The following is a 19000-nucleotide window of genomic DNA, read 5'->3' on the forward strand; positions in this document are numbered from 1 at the left end:
GACGCTGACGCTGACGCTGAGGCGGGGGACGGGGCAGACGCGGGGACGGACCGTCCCCCCACCCCACCACATTCCGACCCTCGTTCCGGCCCTCGTTCCGGCCCTGATTCCCACCCGCTCGCACCCGAAGGACTGCGTCAGGTGTTCCACCCCGATTCCCCCGGTTCCCCCGATTCCGCCGAGACCGCCCACACCTTCCAGGTGGATCTGCGCGGCCTTGTCGACCTGCTCTCCCACCACCTCTACTCCAGCCCCCGCGTCTACCTGCGCGAGCTCCTCCAGAACGCCGTCGACGCGATCACCGCCCGCCAGGCCCTCACCCCCGGCGCACCCGGCACGATCACCGTGCGGACGGGGGAGACGCTGACCGTCACGGACACCGGGATCGGGCTGACCGAGGCCGACGTGCACCGGTTCCTCGCCACGATCGGACGCAGCTCCAAGCGCACCGCAGACGGGGCGCTCGACGGGGCGGGACTCGACGCGGCCCGGGGCGAGTTCATCGGACAGTTCGGCATCGGGCTGCTCGCCTGCTTCGTCGTCGCCGACGAGATCACCGTCCTGAGCCGGTCCGCCGCCGATCCGGCCGCGCCCACCGTCGAGTGGCGCGGCCACTCCGACGGCCGCTACACCATCCGCACCCTGCCGTCCGCGACCCTCCCCGAGCCCGGCACCACGGTGAAGCTCGTCCCGCGCGCCGACAACGCCGAGTGGACCGGCCCCCAGCAGGTCGTCGCGCTCGCCCGGCACTACGGCGGGCTGCTGCGCCACGAGGTCACCGTCGTCGACGCGCGCGGCGACAGCCACCGGGTCAACGCGGCCCCGCCGTGGGAGAAGGCGCACCGCTCGCCGCTGGCCAAGCGCGAGGCGTACACCGCGTACTGCCGCGAGCTCTTCGACTTCACCCCGCTCGACACCATCGAGCTCGACCTGCCCGCCGCCGGCCTGCGCGGTGTCGCCTACGTCCTGCCGACCGCCGTCAGCCCGGCCCAGCGCGCCGGACACCGCGTCCACCTCAAGGGCATGCTCCTCACCGACCAGGCGCCCGAACTGCTCCCCGAGTGGGCGTTCTTCGTGCGCTGCGTCGTCGACACGACCAGCCTGCGGCCCACCGCCTCCCGCGAGTCGCTGTACGAGGACGGCACGCTCTCCGCCGTACGGGACGCCCTCGGCGACCGGATCCGCGACTGGCTCACCGGGCTCGCCGCCAGCGACCCGGCGCTGCTCCACCGGTTCATCGACACCCACCACCTCGCGGTCAAGGCGCTCGCCCGCTACGACGACGAGCTGCTCCGGGTCGTGCTGCCCTGGCTGCCGTTCGAGACCACCGACGGGAACGTCACCCTGGAGGAGTTCGCGCGCACCCACCCGACGCTCCTCGTGACGCGCAGCGTCGAGGAGTTCCGGCAGGTCGCGCCGATCGCCGCGGCCGCCGGACTCGGCGTCGTCAACGGCGGGTACACCTACGACCGCGACCTCGTCCACCGCCTGCCCGAGATCCGCCCCGGCACCTCCGTCGGCGACCTCGACCCGGCCACCGTCACCGCCCACCTCGACGCCGTCGACCCGAGCGCCGAACTCCGCGCCGCCGCCTTCCTCGCCGTGGCCCGAGAGACCATCGGCGTCCACGACTGCGACGTCGTCCTGCGCGACTTCCAGCCGGTCACCGCCCCCGCGCTGCTCCTCGACAACCGCGACGCCCGCCACGAGCGCACCCGGTCGAGCCTCGCCGCCGACAGCGACGGCCTGTGGGCCGACATCCTCGGCTCGCTCCGCGACGAGACGCCGCGCGCCCAGCTGGTCCTCAACCACCTCAACCCGCTGGTCCGCCAGGCCCTCACCATCGGCGAGCGCGGCCTGGCCGTCACCACCGCCGAAGCCCTCTACGGCCAGGCCCTGCTGCTCAGCCGCCGCCCGCTGCGCGCGAGCGAGAGCGCCCTGCTCAACCGGGCCTTCATCGGCCTTCTCACCCACGCCATGCACCACCCGGGCGACGCCGGCCCCGACCGCGCTTCCGGCCCCGACCCCGCTTCCGGTCCCGGCCCCGCCCTTGGTCCCGACCTCGGTCCCGATCTCGGGCCCGGCTCCGGCTCCGGTCCCCGGAAGGAGAGCTAGATGCTGGACACCCCCGAGGCCGTCGTCGAGGCGCTCCGCGAGAACCACGAGCGCCCCCACGGCCTGCCGCGCACCATCACCGCCGAGGAACTCGTCGAGGCCGCCGAGGTCTTCGAGAAGCCCGACGTGCTCGTCACCGCGCTCCTCGAACTCATGACGGCGTACGAGTTCACCGGCGAACAGCGCAAGTCCCCGGTCGCCTTCGCCCGCATCCTCAAGCTGTGGGACTCCGCCCCCGACTCCTTCAGCCCCTACGAGGCCCACCAGGTCTTCTGGCGCTTCAAGTGGGTGACGACCTCCCTCCTCCAGGTGCCCGAGATGCCGCTGACGGCCATCGGCGGCTGGATCGACCAGATGCGCGAGCGGTACGAGGCCGCCGGGCACGGCGTCCAGCCCGTCGCCGCCATGCGCTACCACTTCGCGCACCACACCGGCACCGGCGTCGCCGACGCCTACGACCTCTGGGCCACCCGGCCCCGCACCGACCTCAGCGACTGCGAGGCCTGCGAGACCCGCCACCACGCCTGGCACCGGGTCGCCGAGGGCGACGACACCGCCGCCCTCGACGTCTGGGGCCCGGTCCTCGCCGGCGCGTCCACGTGCAGCGAGGAACCGCAGATGAGCCAGGCCCGCGCCCTGCTTCCGCTGCTGCGCACCGGCCGCACCGACGAGGCCCGCTCCCACCACCTCACCGGCTACCGCAAGGTGCGCGGCAACGCCGCCATGCAGGCCGAGGTCGGCCTCCACCTGGAGTTCTGCGCGCTGTCCCGGAACGAGGGCCGGGGCCTGGAGATCCTCGCCGAGAACCGGCCCCTCTTCGAGGCGACCGGCGCCCCGCTCGACCACCTCGGCTTCCTCACCGGCGTCGAGGTCCTCCTCGCGCGCCTCGTCGAGGACGGCCACGACGACGCCGCCGTCGCCGGCCCGCCCGGCCGCGACTGGACGGCCGGCGAGCTCCTCGCCCACGTCCGCGCCGAGGCCGAGCCGCTCGCCGCCGCCTTCGACGGCCGCAACGGCACCGGAGCCGTCGGCGACGGCCGCCGGACCCGGCTCGCCCGCCGTCCGCTCCTCGACGAACCGCTGCCCCTCGGACTCCGGGCAGCCACCCGTGCGACCGGAGCGACCGGAGCGACCGGAGCGACCGGAGCGGGCCGGACGGCCGGAGCCGGGGTGGGCGCGACCGCCGTCGCAGGCGCCCCGGCCGCCGCCAGGATCGAGATCCCCGAGGACTTCGCCGCGCTGGTACGGGAAGTCCGCCGGCTGTCCCGCGACGGCCACCCCGGCGAGGCCCGGCTCTGGACGCGCATCACGGAGCGCCTGGCGGAGGGTTCCGCGTCGTACGACGACGCCGACGGCCCCGGGGACCTCCTCCGCGCCGAACTCGCCGAGCAGAACGCCCAGAAGCTCTGGCTGGACGACCTCCACACGGCCGGCATCGCCGAACTCGACACGGCCATACGGTACTTCGAGGCGCTGGGCCTGCCCTGGCACGCGCTCTCCGCCCGGGCCCGCGTCTTCGCCTGGGCGAGCGGTCCGGGTTCGCGGGACACGGACGGCGCCGCCCCGGACCACGACTCCTCCCGCGCCGGACTCGACGAACTGCTGCGCACGGCCGAGAAGCTGCTCGCCGACACGCCGTTCGACAGCGAGCCGCTCGGGGACGCGGAGGCGGCGTACGGCACCGACCTGGAGGCCGAGCGCACCCTCGCGTACCTCTCCCTCCGCTACTCCGACGCCTTCGTCGCGTACCAGGCGTTCGTCGACGCGATGAACCGGTCCCAGGAGAGGGAGGCCGACGAGGCCGACGAGGACGGTGAGGGTGGCAAGGACGGCCAGGTCGAGGCGCTCGCGGAGCGGTTCGAGGAGGCCGCCGGCACCCTCGTCGCCGAGGCCCTGCGCCTCGGCTACCCGCACCACAGCGCCAACGCCCGCCAGTTCCGCGCCGACATGCTCGCCCGGCGCGGCGCGATGGACGCCGCCGAGGCGCAGGTCAGGGCCGCGCTCCAGGACCTCGAAACCGCCGGACGCCCCTGGCGCAGGCCGCGCCCGAACGCGCTCCTGGCGCAGCTGCTCCTCGCCCAGGACCGGCCGGAGGAAGCGGTGGAGCTGCTGCACGCCGCGAACGCCGACGCCGTCGCGTACGACGACACCACCTTCCGGCTCGCGCCGACGTACCTGCTGCTCGGCCACGCCTCCACGCACCTGGGGGACCTCACCGGCGCCGTACGCCACCTCTCCGAGGCCGCCGCGCGCTTCGACCAGGACGGCGAGTCCACCGACGCGACCCGGGCCCGCCTCCAGCTCGCCGACGTCCTGGCCCGCTCGGGGCAGCAGGCCGACGCGGTCGCCGTCCTGGAGTCCGTCCTCACCGACGAGGCCGCCTCCGGCGTCGACGAGCGCACGCTCGCCCAGGCCCGCCTGACCTTCGGCCGGGGCCTGCGCGAACTGGAGGAGTACCTCCCGGCCGCCGAGGAACTGCTGCGGCTCGCCGACACCGTGGCCGGCTGGCCGCAGGAGGAGCGCGGCGGCGTCCTCACCCTCGTCGCCGCCGAAGCCGCGATCACCCTGGCGCTGGCCGAACGCTGGGACGCGGCGGACACGGCGTACGAGCGCGCCGTCGCCGCCCACGCCGAGGCGCCCAACCCGCCGCTCATCCTGCAGATGATGCGGGAGTTCGCCCGCCTCACCCCCCGCCCCGATGACGACGAGGCCTCCGGGGGCGCTTCGGCCACCGACAAGGCCCTGGCGCACCTCGCGCGCGCCGAGGCGGTCCTCGCCGCCGTGACCGCCGAGGAGGCGGACGGTTTCGCCGTCTGGTACGAGCGCGGCGAGATCCACTACCGCCGTGCCCGCGCCTTCGCCGAGGCAGGCCGCCACGAGGAGGCCCTGCCGGAGGCCGAGTCCGCGATCGCCGCCCACGAGGAGGGCGGCGAGCAGGGCGAACTCCCGCGCGCCGAAGCCGTCCGCATCGCCGCCCTCGTCGAGGGCAACGGCCTCGACCGCGTGAACGAGGCCATCGCCCGCCTCACCACGGCGGCGGCCCGCTGCCGCAACTCCGGCCACCCGGAGGCGGCCCGGATCCTGGACGCCCTGCGCCAGGAGTTCCTCTCCCGCTGACGGCCCGTCCTCGGCCTCCGCCGCTCCTCGCCCGCCGCGCTCAGCGCACGGGCGGCGGGGGAGGCGGAGGCGGCGGGGGTGACGGAGGCGGTGGCACGGCGGGCCGTGGCGGTATACGGGGGCCGCGGCGCGGGGGCGCCGCAGGGGGAGGCGGCGGGGCCGACGGGAGGCCGCCCGTCCGAGGGCGAGGCGTCCGTGACGGCGGGTTCGCCGGCGGGGGCGGCGGGGGCGGCGGCGGGACCGGCTCGGCCAGGGGTGGGAGCACGGGGCCGCCCGCGCGCAGACGTGCGAGGGTCATCTCCCGGCGGCGCCGTGCGTCGGGGGCCTCGACCCGTCCGAAGACGAGCAGCACGCCGTAGAAGCCGTTGCCCTTGGTCTCGACCAGGCCGTAGCCGAGCGCGTGGGCGATGGCCTCGATCCGCTGCCGTCCGGCAGGGCTGGCCTGGCGCTTGTCGAGCAACAGCTCGACACGGCCGCCGCCGTCGAACCGCGCGCGTATCCGGTCGTCGTCCACCGTCCGATCCTCGCACGCGCCGCCCGTTGTTGTCGGTGCCGGGTGAAAGGATCGCGGGATGACGACGCCCTTGCTCCTCTCCGACATCGAACGGGCCGTGCGCGCCGGCTGGTGCGCGGAGACGGCCACGCCCGAGTTCCGGTCCCGCTGGACCGCGGACAATCCGGCCCGGGACCAGTGCGGGGTGACCGCGATGGTGCTGAACGACCTCCTGGGCGGCGAACTGCTCCGCGGCGAGGTCCTCGTCGACGGCGAGCGGGTGGACTACCACTGGTGGAACCGCCTGGGCGCGGGCGTCGAGATCGACCTCACGCGCGAGCAGTTCGGGCCCGAGGAGACCGTGACCGCCGGGACGGTCGTCCCCCGGCCGCCCGTGACCGAGTGGCGCAGGCTCCGCGACGAGTACGCGCTGCTCCGCGAGCGCGTCCTGCACCGGCTGGGCCGTGGGGCCGACGCGGCCGACGACGGCCCCACGGCGTGAGGCCCACCGGACCGGCGGTCGTGCCCGCCCTGCGGACGTCCCTGGCCGAACTGGCCACGCCCGCCCGCGTGTACGTGGCGGCCGGACGCTTCACGGGGCCCGACCCGGATCTGCCGGAGCTGGCGGCGGAGGTCCGCGCCGTGCTGGCCGGCATGGCGGCGGACGAGGCGTGGGCGCGGTTCCTCCCCGGGTACGCACCTCCTCCGGTCCCGGAGCTCTGTGCCGCCCTTGAGCCGCTGGAGACGTACGAGGCCGCCCCGTTCCTGGCCCGGCTCGCGTCCGTCGACCTGTACTGGCCGACCCACCGCCACCTGCCGGCGGATGTCGCCGAACGCGCGGCGGACCGGGTGGTGGCCCTCCTCGGACCGGACGCCTCCTGGTGGACCAACCACGACGAGGCGGCCGGTGCCGTCACCGGTGTCACCCCGTTCTTCGACAGCCTCCTCGCGGGCACCGACGGTGAGCACTTCGCCGTCGCCCTCCAGGTCGCCGACGACTGACTGAGCCGGGACGGCAGGTGCGGTAGGGGGGTTCCGTCTCACGTCCGGGCGGGCGGGGTCCCCTCGTCGACGAGTACGGCGAGGCCGTCGAGGAGCCGCTGGAGCCCGAACTCGAAGAGGCCGTCGAGATCGAAGTCGTACCCGGACCGCGCGAGGCGGGCGAGCGCCGGGTACCGCCCGCCCTCCAGGGCCGCCAGCAGGACGGACTCCTGCGTGTCCATCCACTCCTCGCTGTCGAGGCCGCTCTGGGCCTCCGCCTCCCGCTCCGTCTCCATGTTCAGGGCGAGGCCGCGGATGTAGTTGAGCAGCGTCAGGTGGGCGGTGAAGGCCGACTGCTCGTCGAGCCCGTGCCCGTGCAGGGAGCCCAGGACCCACTCGCTGTACGTCATCGCCGAGCCGATGAGCTGCGGCCGGGTCATCGACATGGCCGGCGCCAGCCAGGGGTGGGCCCGGAACCGGCCCCAGAGCTGCCGGGCGGCCACGGTGAGCGGCTCCCGCCAGCCCGGGGGCGGATCGGCGGGCAGCGGGCGTTCGGCGATGGCCGCGTCCATCATCCGCACGAGCAGGTCGTCCTTGTCGGCCACGTGCCGGTACAGCGACATGGTCGCCACCCCGAGCTCGGCGGCCACCCGGCGCATCGAGACGGCGGCCAGCCCCTCCGCGTCGGCCACGGCGACGGCGGCGGCCACGATCCGGTCGAGCGTGAGACCGGTCGAGCCGGCCGGCGCGGCGGACGGGGAGCGCGTGCTCCGCCGGTCGGGAGCGGGAGCCGAGGGGGCGGGAGCCGTCGGAGCGGGATCCGTCGTCGGCTCGGGCACCGATACGACCGTCCCGACGCCCGGTACGGCGCGTACCAGGCCCTCGTGCCGCAGCTCGGTCAGCACCTTCGTGGCGGTCGCCATGGCGACGCCCCACTGCCGGGTGATCTCCCGGGTCGACGGGACCCGCTCACCCGGTGCCAGTTCCCCGGTCTCGATCCGCCGCCGCAGCTCGCCCACGATCCGGCTGTAGCGGGGTTCCGGTCTCCTGTCGTCGCCCACCGACACCGCCCTGCTCTCCGCACTAGTGCACCTGAATGCGCCCCATCGTAGCCGCCGACGGGGAGAGATCCCGTGAGTGCACTACCCCGACATCTCGCCGCACTAGTGCACCACGGCGCTGATGATGCAGCAGATGTTGAGGATTCGGGCTTGCGTACTACTGTGCGTACGGCGTACATTCCGTCTCGTGAAGAACAACGAGATCCTCATCAGCGGCGCCGGGATCGCGGGAACGGCGCTGGCGTACTGGCTACGCAAGGCGGGCTTCGCGGTCACCGTCGTCGAGCGGGCGCCCGAACCCCGCCCGGGCGGGCAGACCGTGGACCTGCGGGGCGCCGGGCGGACCGTCGTCGAGCGCATGGGCCTGATGGACCGGGCCAAGGCCCTCACCGTCGACCAGCGCGGCCTGGCCCTCGTCGACGGGAAGGGCAGGATCACCGCCCGGGTGCCCGCCGACAGCTTCGGCGGCGAGGGGATCGTCTCCGAGATCGAGATCCTCCGCGGCGACCTCGCCCGGCTGCTGTACGAGGCGACGACGTCGGACACGGAGTACCTCTTCGACGACACCATCACCGGGATCGACCAGGAGTCGGATCCGGACGCCGTCACCGTCACCTTCGAGAAGGCGCCGCCGCGCCGCTTCGCCCTCGTCGTCGGAGCCGACGGAACGCACTCCGTCGTCCGCTCCCTCGCCTTCGGGCCGGAGCGGGACCTCGCCCACCCCATCGGCCTGTACACGGCCTGGTTCACCGCCGTCGACGACTGCCTGGACCTCGACGGCTGGTACCTGATGCACAACGCGCCCGGCGGGCTCGTCGCCTCCGCGCGCCCCGGCCGACTCCCCGGCGAGATCAAGGCCGGGTTCGGCTTCCGCTCGCCGCCACTGACGTACGACCGCCGGGACGTCGAGGCCCAGCGGGAGCTCGTCGCCCGGCGCTTCGCCGGCGTCGGCTGGGAGACGCCCCGCCTGCTGCGGGCCATGCGCACCGCCCCGGACTTCTTCTTCGAGACCATGGCGCAGGTCCGCCTCGACAGCTGGTCGCGCGGCCGGGTGGCGCTGCTCGGCGACGCCGGATACTGCGCCACACCGCTCACCGGCCTCGGCACCAGCCTCGCCCTCGTCGGCGCGTACGTCCTCGCCGGCGAACTGGCGGCGGCGGGAGGCGCGCACGAGACCGCCTTCCGCCGCTACGACACGGTGATGCGGCCCTATGTCACGCAGGCCCAGGAACTCCCGCCCGGCGGAGCCGCCGGCTACGCCCCGACGGGCCGCTTCGGCATCCGGATGCGCGACCTCTCGATGCGCTCGATGACCCGCTGGCCGATGCGGAACATCCTCGCCGCGCAGTTCGCCAAGGCCGGAGACATCGCCCTCCCGGAGTACGGCCCGGCCGGGCCCCGCCCGCTGAGCGAGGCCCGCACGGGACGGTGACCGGGGGAGTGAGGACGCCTCAGTGCATGAGCAGCAGCCGGGTGTTGGGCACCAGCTTGCGGTTGACGCTGGTGCTCTGCACGAAGATGGTGAAGTCCGCGTTCTGATCCGGCTTCACGCGCACCTCCTCGTCCGGCAGGCCCAGCAGGGCACGGGCCTCGGGCCCCGTGTAGACGCGGTCGGTCTTCTTCTCCAGGACCGCGATCCGCTTCCGCGCCTGGATCTTCTCCGACTTGCTCAGCTGGTAGAAGGCGCACCCGGTCTTGTACGTGTGCCCGGACTCGGTGACCCACTCGCGGATCGCCACGTCCCGGGGCACCGGGATCAGCTGGTATCCGGACGCGTCGACCGGGGTGAGGCCGGCCGCCGCGATCGTCTCCTTGTTGACCGCGTCCGCGCCCACGGAGAACACGGAACGAGAACCGCGGATGCCCTTGGTCCGCCCCATCATGAACTTCTCCGTCGCCTGCTGGATGACCTGGCCGGCCTCCTCCAGGCCCCGGGTGCTCGTGGCGTCCCAGATGGCGACGTTGTCCTTCGGGAAGCCGCAGTTCATGGCCTCGCGCTTGCCCATCTGGTCCGGCACGAGCACGGCCAGCGTCCAGTTGTCGTCCTGCGTCTCGATCATCTTGGCCACGGCCGACACCAGCGCGCGGGGGTCCCTGCTGGGCGCGTCGGGGCAGCGGTGGCTGGCGTTCTCCTGGCCGTCCGTCAGGACGAAGGTGAGGAAGCTGTGGTCGCCGTACAGCTGGGCCGTCTGCGCCAGCTCCCCCTGCGACTTCAGCGCGGCCGCCAGCAGCGAGGTCATCCCCCCGACGTTGTACAGGGCCTTCAGGGACGGCATCCGCAGCACGTCCTTGTCGTAGATGACGCACTGCACGGTGTCCGCGAACACGTACACCGTGACCCGCGTCTCCTGGTCGAGCTCCCGCGACCGGCGCGCGAGGTACTCGATCTGCTGGTCGGCGACCTCGACGACCTTGCCCCTCAGGTGCGACATGGACGAACTGGCGTCCAGCACGAGCGCGACGTGGTTGATGAAGTTCTGGTTTCCGGACATGGCCAACTCCCCGTCTCTGGCGGTTGTCTTGATGTCCTCACCGTCTCACCCACCACTGACAATCGGCCCGGACGAGAGCCCCGGCCCCCCCAGCCCGGCCCCGGCCCCGCCCCCGGCGCTCCCGCCCTCAGCCCCGGTCGTCGCCCGCGAGGCGGGCCGCCACGGCGGCGAGCCACAGGAGGCCGAGACCGGCGGCGAGGGTGAAGGCGAGGACCGACACGGCGGAGGCCAGGAACCCGGCGAGGACCGACACCGGGACGACCCGGGAGGCGACCGCCCAGGCCCGCGGCCCCCGCGCGGCGAGCGCGCGGCCGAGGGCCACGGACGCGGCGCACAGCGCGAGGTAGCCGACCATGCCGCCGAGCATGTGCACGGCCCCGTGACCGGTCATCACCGTCGCCTCGGGAGCGCCCGCGGGGAAGCCCGCCCCGGCGTCGGCCGGAAAGCCGGCCGCGACCCAGAAGGAGACGCCGAAGACCCCGAGGAGGGCGGGCCCCCAGGTGCCGCCGGGACCGCCGCGCAGCACCTGGCGCAGTCCCCAGGCCGCGCCCGTCAGGAGCAGCCCGGCGACGAGGAAGTTCACCGTCTGCACCCAGCCGCCCTCGCCGAGGGCGAGCTGGCTGATGGCGTTCCGCCGGAACGTGAAGCCGTCCCGTACGAGCCCCTGGGTGACCCCCGCCGCGAGGAACAGCGGCCCGGCCACCACCCCGCCGGCCACCGCCCACCCCGCCACGCGGCGCCGCGTGGCGGGAACGGCGGATCCGCGGGCGCCGGCGTGCCGGGAGGTGCGGGGAGCGGTGAGCGAGTCGGTCATGACGGGGCCTTTCCTTGCCGTGGTGTCGTCGCTCATATGACCGACGGGACGGCCCGAACTCATCGCTCCCCGCGCGAAGAAACGGCGATGTGGATCCGATCACCAGAGCTCGGTGCTGTGGGCGGCGACGAGTCCGCCGATCCGGGCGAGGGCGGCGTCGGCCGGCTGCGGGGGCAGCCGGCGACCGTCGCGCAGGCGGAGGGAGACCCGGCCGTCGGCCGCCTCCCGGGGGCCGACGACGGCCAGGTACGGGACCAGGCGGGCGGCGCGGATCCGGGCGCCGAGGGTGCCCTCGTCGGGGGCGGCGACCTCCGCGCGGAGGCCCGCGGCGATGCAACGGTCGGCCAGGGCGGTCGCGGAGGGCAGTTCGGCGGCGGAGAGGGGGACGACCACCAGCTGGGTGGGGGCCAGCCATGCGGGGAAGGCGCCGCCGTGGTGCTCGACGAGGTGGGCGACGGCCCGTTCCACGCTGCCGACGACACTGCGGTGGACCATCACTGGGCGGTGCCGGGCGCCGTCCGCGCCGACGTAGCGCAGGCCGAACCGTTCGGGCTGGTGGAAGTCGACCTGGACGGTCGAGAGGGTCGACTCCCTGCCCGCCCCGTCGGCGACCTGGACGTCGATCTTCGGCCCGTAGAACGCCGCCTCGCCCTCCACCGCCTCGTACGCGAGCCCGGCCGCGTCGAGCGCCTCGGTCAGCAGCGCGGTGGACCGCCGCCACAGGTCGGGCGCGTCCACGTACTTGCCCCCGGGCCCGGGCAGCGAGAGCCGGTACCGGCTCGGGACGACGCCCATCGCCTCGTACGCCCTCCGGATCATCCCCAGCGCCGCCCGCGCCTCCTCGGCGACCTGCTCCACGGTGCAGAAGACGTGCGCGTCGTTGAGCTGGATCGCCCGCACCCGGGTCAGCCCGCCCAGGACCCCCGACAGCTCGGAGCGGTACATGCCGCCCAGCTCGGCCATCCGCAGCGGCAGCTCCCGGTAACTGCGCGACCGGGAGCGGAAGATGAGCGCGTGGTGCGGGCAGAGGCTCGGCCGCAGCACCACCTGCTCCCCGCCGAGTTCCATCGGCGGGAACATGTCGTCGCTGTAGTGCGACCAGTGCCCCGAGATCTCGTACAGCTCCCGTTTGCCGAGCACGGGCGAGTACACGTGCCGGTACCCCGCCCGCCGCTCGGCGTCACGGATGTACTCCTCCAGGGCGTGGCGTACGGCCGCGCCGTCGGGCAGCCAGTACGGCAGTCCTGCGCCGATCAGCGGATCGGTGTCGAACAGGCCCAGCTCGCGGCCCAGTCGGCGGTGGTCGTGCATGGCGGTCTCCTCGCGGTGAACGGGCGAGCGACCACGGCACGAAGCCCCGGGGCACTCGCCCCGGGGCTTCGGACTGAGACAACGGTCAGCGCGCCGGGACACTCTCCGGCGTCGTCGTCTCAGCGGCAGGCTTCATGCGGGAGACGTTAGCGGGGGTCGGGACCGCCCGCACCTCCTATTTATGTGGCTGGGTCCCGTCACGCGGCGGGCTCGTACGAGAACTCGCCCTCGCCCTCGCCCTCACCGAACTCACCCTCGCCGAATTCGTCCTCGGGGAACTCGCCCTCCTCGGGCATCATCGCGGCGGCGAAGGCGTCCATCAGCTCCTCCGGCTTCAGCTCGGTGGCTCCGGCCGGGGCCGTCGGCCTGGTTCCGGCGCCCAGCTTCAGCCCCAGGCCAACCTTCTCCGCCTTCGCGCTCTCGGTCAGCTTCGTGAGGTCGACGTACACCTCGGTCAGCTCGCCGTTCTTGAGGGTGAAGTCGGCGGTCACCTTGGCGGCGGGGGCGTCCTTCAGGTCGGCGGCCGAGGGCAGCTCCACGCCGGGCGGAAGCTCCTTGGAGAAGGGGCGGATCTCGTCGACCAGGTCCGTGATCAGGGTGCGGAACGGCGCCGTCGCCGAGATGCGCTCGGTGCCGTCCTCGCCGCCGGCCGTCGTGAACTCGACGTCACGGGCGACGACTTCGCGCAGGGCCTCGACAAGCTTCTTCTGGGTCTTGGCGTCGAGCGTGGGCTCGGCCGACGGCTCGGTGTCCGGGGCCTCCTCGCCCGGCGCCCGGCCCAGCTCCTCGCCGGCCTTCTCCAGGGCCTTGTAGTCGACCTTGATCCACTCGCCTTCCAGGGCCTTCTTGAGGGCCCCGGCCTCCGGCGGCAGGTCGTCGGTCGACGGCATGGGGGTGCCCATGGCCTCCCCGAGCGCCTCGACGTCGGACCGGAAGTAGGCGTAGTCGCCGACGACCCGGTACTCGACCAGGTCGCCCTCCGGGACGCTGACCTTCATCGCCATCCCGACGAAGTCCTCCTCCCCGGACTCGGCGAGCGGCTTCTTCGACTCCACCGTGACGCTCAGCTTCGCCCCGCTGAGCAGCTCGGCCGCCTCGTCGGGGAGCTCATCGCCGGGCTCCGGGTCGGAGTCGGCGTCCAGCTTCTTGAGGGTCGCGGCGTCGACGTCCAGGTCCAGCTCGAAGGAGAGCGACTTCTCCTTGCCGAGCTTCTCGAACGCCTGGTCCAGCTTCTTCCCGGCGGACAACTGCTCGACCGTCCCGCAGGCGGCCGAACCCGCCAGGACGGCGCCGACGACGGCGGTGGCGGTGAGGGTCTTGCGTATGGCGCTGATGATGAGCTCCTCAAGAGTTCGATCACGTGGGATCGACTCGGCTGTGAACGACCGCGATCGACTGCGGTCGGCAAGGGAGACTCACCGCTCGTCCAAAGGGTTGTACGGCGGTCGCGATCAGTCCGCCGAGGTGTCGGGCGTCGCCGGGGCGTCGGCGCCCCGGACGCCGTACCACTGCTCGGCGCCGTACTCCTCGTACCGCTCGACCTCCGTGAAACCGAGCCGCGCGGCGAGCCGCATCGCGCGGACGTTGGCGGTCTGCGTGACGAGCGAGACCGGCTCGCCGGGCCGGATGCCGGCGAACCATCCGAGCACCGCCCCGCACGCCTCGGCGGCGTAGCCGAGACCCCACGCCTGCCGCAGGAACATGTACCCGAGGTCGGTCCGCCCGCCCTTCCCGGGATCGAGCGTCACCACGCCGATCATCGTGCCGTCGCGCTCGACGACGAAGGCGCCGGGACGCCGTCCCGGCACCTCAGGCATCGCCGCTTCCAGGTCCGCGCGCGGCCGGGCCCCGCCCACGTACGTCCCCACCTCGGGCGAGGCGAACAGCTCGACGAACGCCGGCCGGTCCCGGGCGGCCGCCTCGCGCAGCACGAGCCGGCCGGTCCGGATCGGGGCCGGCGGCCAGGAGTCGGTTCCGAATGCGGTCATGACGCGAGGCTAACGCAGGGTGCCCGGGATCGATCGGAGAAGCATCGAACCGACGACTCATCAGATGCGGTTACCGATGGGTGTGTTCGGTCCGCTACACGTCGCGGCCCCGCAGCGGCGTGCCCCCCGAGCAGCCGCCCCACGGGCATCGGCGCCAGCTGGCCGTCGCCTCCCGGCGCGCAGGGTCGGGCCGTCGGCCAGGGAGAGTGGGCGTAGCCGTGTGCCTCGGTGAAGCCGCTGCCGGGCAGGAGGAGGCCGCCGGTGACGACGGAGGCCAGGACGGCGGCCGTGCCCGCGACCAGGACGACCGCGGTGAGGACGGCGAGCCGGTTCGGCGTCGTCACGAGCGTGGTGGTGATCAGGCGGCTGACGTACTCGCCGCTGACGGCCGGCACCGCGAGGACGGCGACGACCGCCTGCCCGACGGTGACGCCGGTCAGGGCGAGCCGGACGGCGTCCCCGGCCGCACCCCGTGTCCAGGCGCTTCCCACGACGGACTGGAGGCCGCGGCCAAGCTGGACGCCACCGCGTACGAGGTCGTCGTGCTCGACCGGAACCTGCCGGGGATCCACGGCGACACCCTCTGCCGGATGATCGCCGCGCGGGACGACCGGGTGATGGTCCTGATGCTGACGGCTGCCGGCTCACCCGGCGACCGCGTCAGCGGCCTCACCCTGGGCGCCGACGACTACCTCGCCAAGCCCTTCCACTTCCCCGAGCTCGTCCTGCGCGTGCGCGCCCTGGCCCGCCGCCCCGGGGGTCGCCGGTCATCACGACCACGCCCGGCGTCGGCTGCCGGATCAGCGACCGGGCCACTCCGGCGCGTCCCTGAGCGCGTCGGGGGCGGCGGCGAGCGGCCAGGCCCAGGTCGGCTGCTCGTTGAACCTCAAGTCGGTTAGCAGGCGGGCGAGTTGGGGACCGGCGATGGCGGTGCCGTCGGGGACGGTGGAGCCGTGGACGGCGCGCAGCCGCTCGAAGCGGGCGAGTTCGTGCTCGTAGAGGGAGACGGCCGAGGCGGTGCCGGCCGCGAGGCGGTCGTGGGGCAGGGTGCGGTGCAGTACGAGGAGCGGGGGCTCGATGTCCTCGGCGATCGCGGCGGCGAGCCGCGCGTGACCGTCCAGGACCAGATGGCAGTCGAGACCGCTCACCCACCACAGCAGCACGGGCGGCAGCGTTCCCTCCCTGGCCTGCTTGCGGTAGGCCTTCACCCGGCCGTCGTCGGCGTCCGGCAGGGGGCGCAGCGGCAGTACCTCCCACGACCCGGAGTGCACGTACCAGTCGATGTGGCCGTCCGGATGGCCCTCGACGAGCATCGAGCCCCAGTACTCCCCGTGCGTGCACCCCGAGGGCCGCCACCGCAGGAGCCGGGTCCCGGAGGTCAGCAGCCAGCGCCCCTCGTGCAGCGGGCCGTCCGGGGCCTCGGCGAGGTGGCGGGCGAAGCGGTGGGCCCACCGCTCCGGGGCGCCGGAGAGTGCGCGTGCCGTGTCGGCGCGCAGCGGCGGGACGACGGAGCGGTACGCGTCGGTGCGCCGGAAGTCGACGCCCATCAGGTCCTCGTCGACGAAGGCGAGCAGCACGGGCCGCGACTCCTGGGCGATCAGCAGCCGCTGCCCCGCGCCGCTGAACACGCACAGTCCCGGCCGGGGCCGGTCGTCCCGTACGTCCAGGGTCAGCCCGGCCCACAGGCCGTCGTCCCGGGTGAGGTCGTCGCTTCGCACACGCATACCGCGACCCTAGACGGTCGCCGGACGCCCGCCCCCCGGAGGGGCGGGCGTCCGGCGGGCGGGCTCAGCTCGCGTTCGGGCCGACGTCGGTGGTCGTCAGGGGGCGGCGGACCGGGGCGAGGGTGGAGTACTCGTCGGCGCCGACGTCGCGGGCGGTGCCGCGCGCGTGCCCGTCGGCGTCCTCGGCGAGGGCCAGGGAGGTGAGGGTGGCGGCGTCGACGGCCGGGCTGCCGGCGGTGAGCCGGTGGACCCCGTCGGCGTCCTTGCGGAGGAGGGGGTCGACGCGGCGGAAGCCGGCGGACGGGATGGTGCCGTTCGCGGCCGAACCCCACAGGATGTTGCCCTGCCAGGTGAAGCCGGTGGCGCTGCCGAGGGCGACCAGGCTGCCGGAGGAGGCGACGAGGACGTTGTCGGCGACGACGACGTCCCGGGGCCCGTACGTCCGGCTCTCGCCGGAGATCGTCGCGGAGTTGCCGACGAGCGTGTTGTGCGCGATGACGGCCCGGTCGCAGGCGTCGTTCCCGCGCCGCTCCTCGGTCGTCTCGCCGTCGTGGTGGTCGCGGGTGGTGCCGCTGCCGATGACGATGCCGCGCGAGGTCGTGCCGGAGATGTGGTTGTTCACGACGAGGTGGTCGTTGCCGTACAGGCGGACACCGTTCGCGCCGCCGAGGACGTGGTTGCCCGACACGGTGGTGGCGTTGCCGTGCCGCAGCACGATGCCGCCCTTGCTGTCGCGGAGGGTGTTGTAACGGATGGTGTTCCCCGAGGACTTGACCGAGATCGCCTCCGGGTCGCCGTCGCAGCGCTCGAAGAGGTTGTACTCGACCACGGCGTCGGCCGTGGACAGCGCGCGGTGGCTGACGCCGAGGCGGATCGCCTCGCCGCCGTTGGCGCCGGTGTAGGAGTGGTCGGCGAAGTGGTTGCGGAAGATGTGGGTGCGCTGGGCCATGGCGGTCGTGCCCGGCCCGTCGACCACGAGGAAGATGCCCTGGGTGCCGCGGTGGTGGAAGTGGTTGCGGTCGATCTTGGCGTCGTCGCCCCGGACCGTCACCCAGTCGAGCCCGTCGCGGTCGGCGAGCTTGAAGTCGTTGCGCGTCAGCCGGATCCGGGAACAGTCGGCGGGGATGGCGAACGTGCTCGTCTGCCGGAACGCGAACCCGCTGATCGTGATGTTGGCGGACGCCGAGAGCACGAACCCGACGGGCCCGTTGAGCACGGCACCCCCGCGACTGGCCGACACGATCGTGATCGGCGCGGCCGACGTCCCCTCCTTGCCCGCGATCCGGACGCCGGACGAGGGCACGGTGTACGAGCCGTTCGCGAGCACGATCCGGTCGCCGGGCACGGCGGCGTCGATCGCGCTCTGCAGCGCGGCGATGCTGCCGACGCTGACGGTCCCCGCCGCCGCGGCCGCCCCCTGCGCGGCCCCGACGACGGGCACGGCCAGAGCGGCCGCCGAACCCATCAGACTCCCCTTGAGAAACGTACGTCGTCGCATGATGCAAGCCTCCTGAAGTGGTCCCCTCCACCCTCCCCCCGGCCCCTGCCGTCCCACTGACGCCTCACTAACGCGCCGGACGCCGCTGTCCGAGGCGGCGGCTAGTGTGCTGACGCATGAAGATCGAATCCCTGCTCGAAGACCTGTACGGCGACGATCCCGCCCGGGCCGAGGCCGCCGCCGAGGAGATCGTCGCGCGGGGCGAGGAGCTCGTGCCGGGCCTGCTGGCGGGGGCCGCCGGCGGCTCGGGGTCGGCACGGCTCAAGCCCTACCAGCGGGCGCTCGGGCTGATCGGGCCGGCCGCCTTCGACGGGCTGGTCGCCGCCTGGCGCCGGGAGGAGGTGTCCGGCTGGCTGGCGAACCGGCTGCTCACGGCCTTCGACGAGCGGTGCGCCGACCGGTACGCCGAGCTGGCGGCCTCCCCGAAGTACGGCGTGGCCGGCGAAGGATTCTCCGGTCTCCTGCGGCTGCGCACCGACTCCGAGGCCGGGCTGCGGGCCCTGGTGGCCTGCTACGCGCACGGCCGCGCCGTCCCGTACAAGGCCGACGACTACGCCCGCGCCCTGCACGACGCCTTCCGGCCCCGGCTGCGCGCCCTGCGCCGCGACCCGGGCGTGCCGCCGCGCGTCCGGCGAGGCGCCATGGCCGCCCTCGTCGTGGGCGGCGGGGCGGACGCGCTCGACGACCGCGACCGCGCCACGGTCGAGCGGCTGATCCGGGTGAAGATCCCGCACGAGACCCCGGCCCTCCCGTCGAACGTGCTCAGCGGCTGGTGGATGGCCGTGCCGGCCGCCTCGTACGAGGGGCTCTTCGACGCCCTCGACCTGCACGACCGCCGACCCGTCACCTGCGCCGCGGGCAACGCCGCCTCCGAGGGACGGCAGATCCGGGTGCCAGGGAAGGCGGACGGGGACCGCGCCCGCTCCGTGGGCCGGGTCTTCGTCACCCCCGAACTCGACGGCTGGCGGCTGATCTTCGGCGACTACGACCTTCTCGTCGGCGACGACTGGGACGACATCACCGACACGGTGGAGCGGCTCAGCACGCACTGCGGACAGGCCCAGTTCTTCTTCCTCGACGACGCCGGCGGCTCCGACGTGTGGATGGTCGCCGAGAACGGCACGGTGATCCGCCGGTTCGTCGCCGAGGGCGACCCCGAAGGGGAGGGCGCCCCGCTGCCCTGGGAGACCCTCGCCGTCGACGCGCCCGACTACGACCCGGAGTACGACGACGCCCCGCCCCACGCGGGCACCCTGGGTGCCCGTTCCGCCTGCGCCCACCTCTCCGTCGACCCCAACGAGATCGGACCGGAGACGCGGGTGCGCGGCCACGGCTGGCTGGCCGTCACCGCCCCCGGCGTCGGACACGGCGCCTTCCCGGGACGCCTGCCCCTCTGACCCCGACGC

Annotated in this window: 15 protein-coding genes and 1 pseudogene; 7 read left to right on the top strand and 9 right to left on the bottom strand. The window is 74.0% G+C overall.

Annotated elements, in window-relative coordinates; genetic code table 11:
* Nucleotides 1-141: 141 nt before the first annotated feature.
* Nucleotides 142-2115 (top strand): HSP90 family protein, encoded by a 1974-nt coding sequence (locus tag HHL19_RS17450; protein ID WP_169090584.1) that lies wholly within the window; start codon nt 142-144, stop codon nt 2113-2115.
* The gene (locus HHL19_RS17455) at nt 2116-5232 is read left to right on the top strand and encodes a hypothetical protein (protein ID WP_169090586.1); all 3117 of its coding nucleotides are present in this window, start codon (nt 2116-2118) and stop codon (nt 5230-5232) included. It abuts the gene before it with no gap.
* A 40-nt stretch (nt 5233-5272) separates the two neighbouring features.
* On the opposite strand, the gene HHL19_RS17460 is transcribed toward HHL19_RS17455, so the two are convergent.
* Complete coding sequence (locus HHL19_RS17460; RefSeq protein ID WP_169090588.1) at nt 5273-5746, bottom strand: hypothetical protein; 474 nt, start codon at nt 5744-5746, stop codon at nt 5273-5275.
* A gap of 58 nt (nt 5747-5804) precedes the next feature.
* Between HHL19_RS17460 and HHL19_RS17465 the strand changes: the two genes are divergently transcribed.
* Nucleotides 5805-6227, top strand: a complete 423-nt coding sequence (locus HHL19_RS17465) for a hypothetical protein (RefSeq protein WP_169090590.1) — start codon at nt 5805-5807, stop codon at nt 6225-6227.
* Entirely contained in the window at nt 6224-6727 is a 504-nt protein-coding gene (locus HHL19_RS17470) for a hypothetical protein (RefSeq protein WP_169090592.1), read from the top strand. The genes HHL19_RS17465 and HHL19_RS17470 overlap by 4 nt, the downstream gene beginning before the upstream one ends.
* A gap of 38 nt (nt 6728-6765) precedes the next feature.
* Here HHL19_RS17470 and HHL19_RS17475 read toward each other — a convergent pair whose 3' ends face one another.
* Nucleotides 6766-7767 (bottom strand): TetR/AcrR family transcriptional regulator C-terminal domain-containing protein, encoded by a 1002-nt coding sequence (locus tag HHL19_RS17475; protein WP_169090594.1) that lies wholly within the window; start codon nt 7765-7767, stop codon nt 6766-6768.
* Between the two features lie 187 nt (nt 7768-7954).
* Between HHL19_RS17475 and HHL19_RS17480 the strand changes: the two genes are divergently transcribed.
* Complete coding sequence (locus HHL19_RS17480) at nt 7955-9199, top strand: FAD-dependent monooxygenase (RefSeq protein ID WP_169090596.1); 1245 nt, start codon at nt 7955-7957, stop codon at nt 9197-9199.
* A 19-nt stretch (nt 9200-9218) separates the two neighbouring features.
* Here the strand turns inward: HHL19_RS17480 and HHL19_RS17485 are convergent, their stop codons facing one another.
* The 5 genes from HHL19_RS17485 to HHL19_RS17505 form a co-directional block, all read right to left on the bottom strand.
* Complete coding sequence (locus HHL19_RS17485) at nt 9219-10259, bottom strand: vWA domain-containing protein (protein WP_169090598.1); 1041 nt, start codon at nt 10257-10259, stop codon at nt 9219-9221.
* A gap of 127 nt (nt 10260-10386) precedes the next feature.
* Nucleotides 10387-11073: a DUF998 domain-containing protein gene (locus HHL19_RS17490; protein WP_169090600.1), complete on the bottom strand. Its 687-nt coding sequence runs from the start codon at nt 11071-11073 to the stop codon at nt 10387-10389.
* A 99-nt stretch (nt 11074-11172) separates the two neighbouring features.
* Entirely contained in the window at nt 11173-12486 is a 1314-nt protein-coding gene (gene thrS, locus HHL19_RS17495; protein WP_346768435.1) for a threonine--tRNA ligase, read from the bottom strand.
* A 95-nt stretch (nt 12487-12581) separates the two neighbouring features.
* Nucleotides 12582-13631 carry a hypothetical protein gene (locus tag HHL19_RS17500; RefSeq protein ID WP_240981652.1) on the bottom strand — a complete coding sequence of 350 codons (1050 nt, stop codon included), beginning with the start codon at nt 13629-13631 and terminating at the stop codon, nt 12582-12584.
* 204 nt (nt 13632-13835) lie between these two features.
* A complete protein-coding gene (locus HHL19_RS17505; RefSeq protein WP_169090604.1) occupies nt 13836-14372 on the bottom strand; it encodes a GNAT family N-acetyltransferase in 537 nt (178 codons plus the stop codon).
* Between the two features lie 485 nt (nt 14373-14857).
* On the opposite strand from HHL19_RS17505, the pseudogene HHL19_RS37310 reads away from it, so the two are divergent.
* Nucleotides 14858-15124, top strand: a pseudogene (locus tag HHL19_RS37310) (response regulator); the annotation flags it as partial.
* A gap of 48 nt (nt 15125-15172) precedes the next feature.
* Here the strand turns inward: HHL19_RS37310 and HHL19_RS17515 are convergent.
* Complete coding sequence (locus HHL19_RS17515) at nt 15173-16096, bottom strand: hypothetical protein (protein WP_206325273.1); 924 nt, start codon at nt 16094-16096, stop codon at nt 15173-15175.
* A gap of 64 nt (nt 16097-16160) precedes the next feature.
* Nucleotides 16161-17594 (bottom strand): polysaccharide lyase 6 family protein, encoded by a 1434-nt coding sequence (locus HHL19_RS17520; RefSeq protein ID WP_169090606.1) that lies wholly within the window; start codon nt 17592-17594, stop codon nt 16161-16163.
* A 116-nt stretch (nt 17595-17710) separates the two neighbouring features.
* Between HHL19_RS17520 and HHL19_RS17525 the strand changes: the two genes are divergently transcribed.
* Nucleotides 17711-18991, top strand: a complete 1281-nt coding sequence (locus tag HHL19_RS17525) for a hypothetical protein (RefSeq protein WP_169090608.1) — start codon at nt 17711-17713, stop codon at nt 18989-18991.
* Nucleotides 18992-19000: the final 9 nt, after the last annotated feature.

Origin of the sequence: Streptomyces sp. R302 (genome assembly GCF_012927245.1) — a bacterium.
GTDB lineage: Bacteria > Actinomycetota > Actinomycetes > Streptomycetales > Streptomycetaceae > Streptomyces.

Excerpts from the sequence above, each read along its gene's own strand:
- HHL19_RS17465 (WP_169090590.1), top strand. The coding sequence starts at position 5,805 with ATGACGACGCCCTTGCTCCTCTCCGACATCGAACGGGCCGTGCGCGCC.
- HHL19_RS17520 (WP_169090606.1), bottom strand. The coding sequence starts at position 17,594 with ATGCGACGACGTACGTTTCTCAAGGGGAGTCTGATGGGTTCGGCGGCC.
- HHL19_RS17455 (WP_169090586.1), top strand. The coding sequence starts at position 2,116 with ATGCTGGACACCCCCGAGGCCGTCGTCGAGGCGCTCCGCGAGAACCAC.
- HHL19_RS17490 (WP_169090600.1), bottom strand. The coding sequence starts at position 11,073 with ATGACCGACTCGCTCACCGCTCCCCGCACCTCCCGGCACGCCGGCGCC.
- HHL19_RS17485 (WP_169090598.1), bottom strand. The coding sequence starts at position 10,259 with ATGTCCGGAAACCAGAACTTCATCAACCACGTCGCGCTCGTGCTGGAC.
- HHL19_RS17505 (WP_169090604.1), bottom strand. The coding sequence starts at position 14,372 with ATGACCGCATTCGGAACCGACTCCTGGCCGCCGGCCCCGATCCGGACC.
- HHL19_RS17525 (WP_169090608.1), top strand. The coding sequence starts at position 17,711 with ATGAAGATCGAATCCCTGCTCGAAGACCTGTACGGCGACGATCCCGCC.
- HHL19_RS17515 (WP_206325273.1), bottom strand. The coding sequence starts at position 16,096 with ATGCGTGTGCGAAGCGACGACCTCACCCGGGACGACGGCCTGTGGGCC.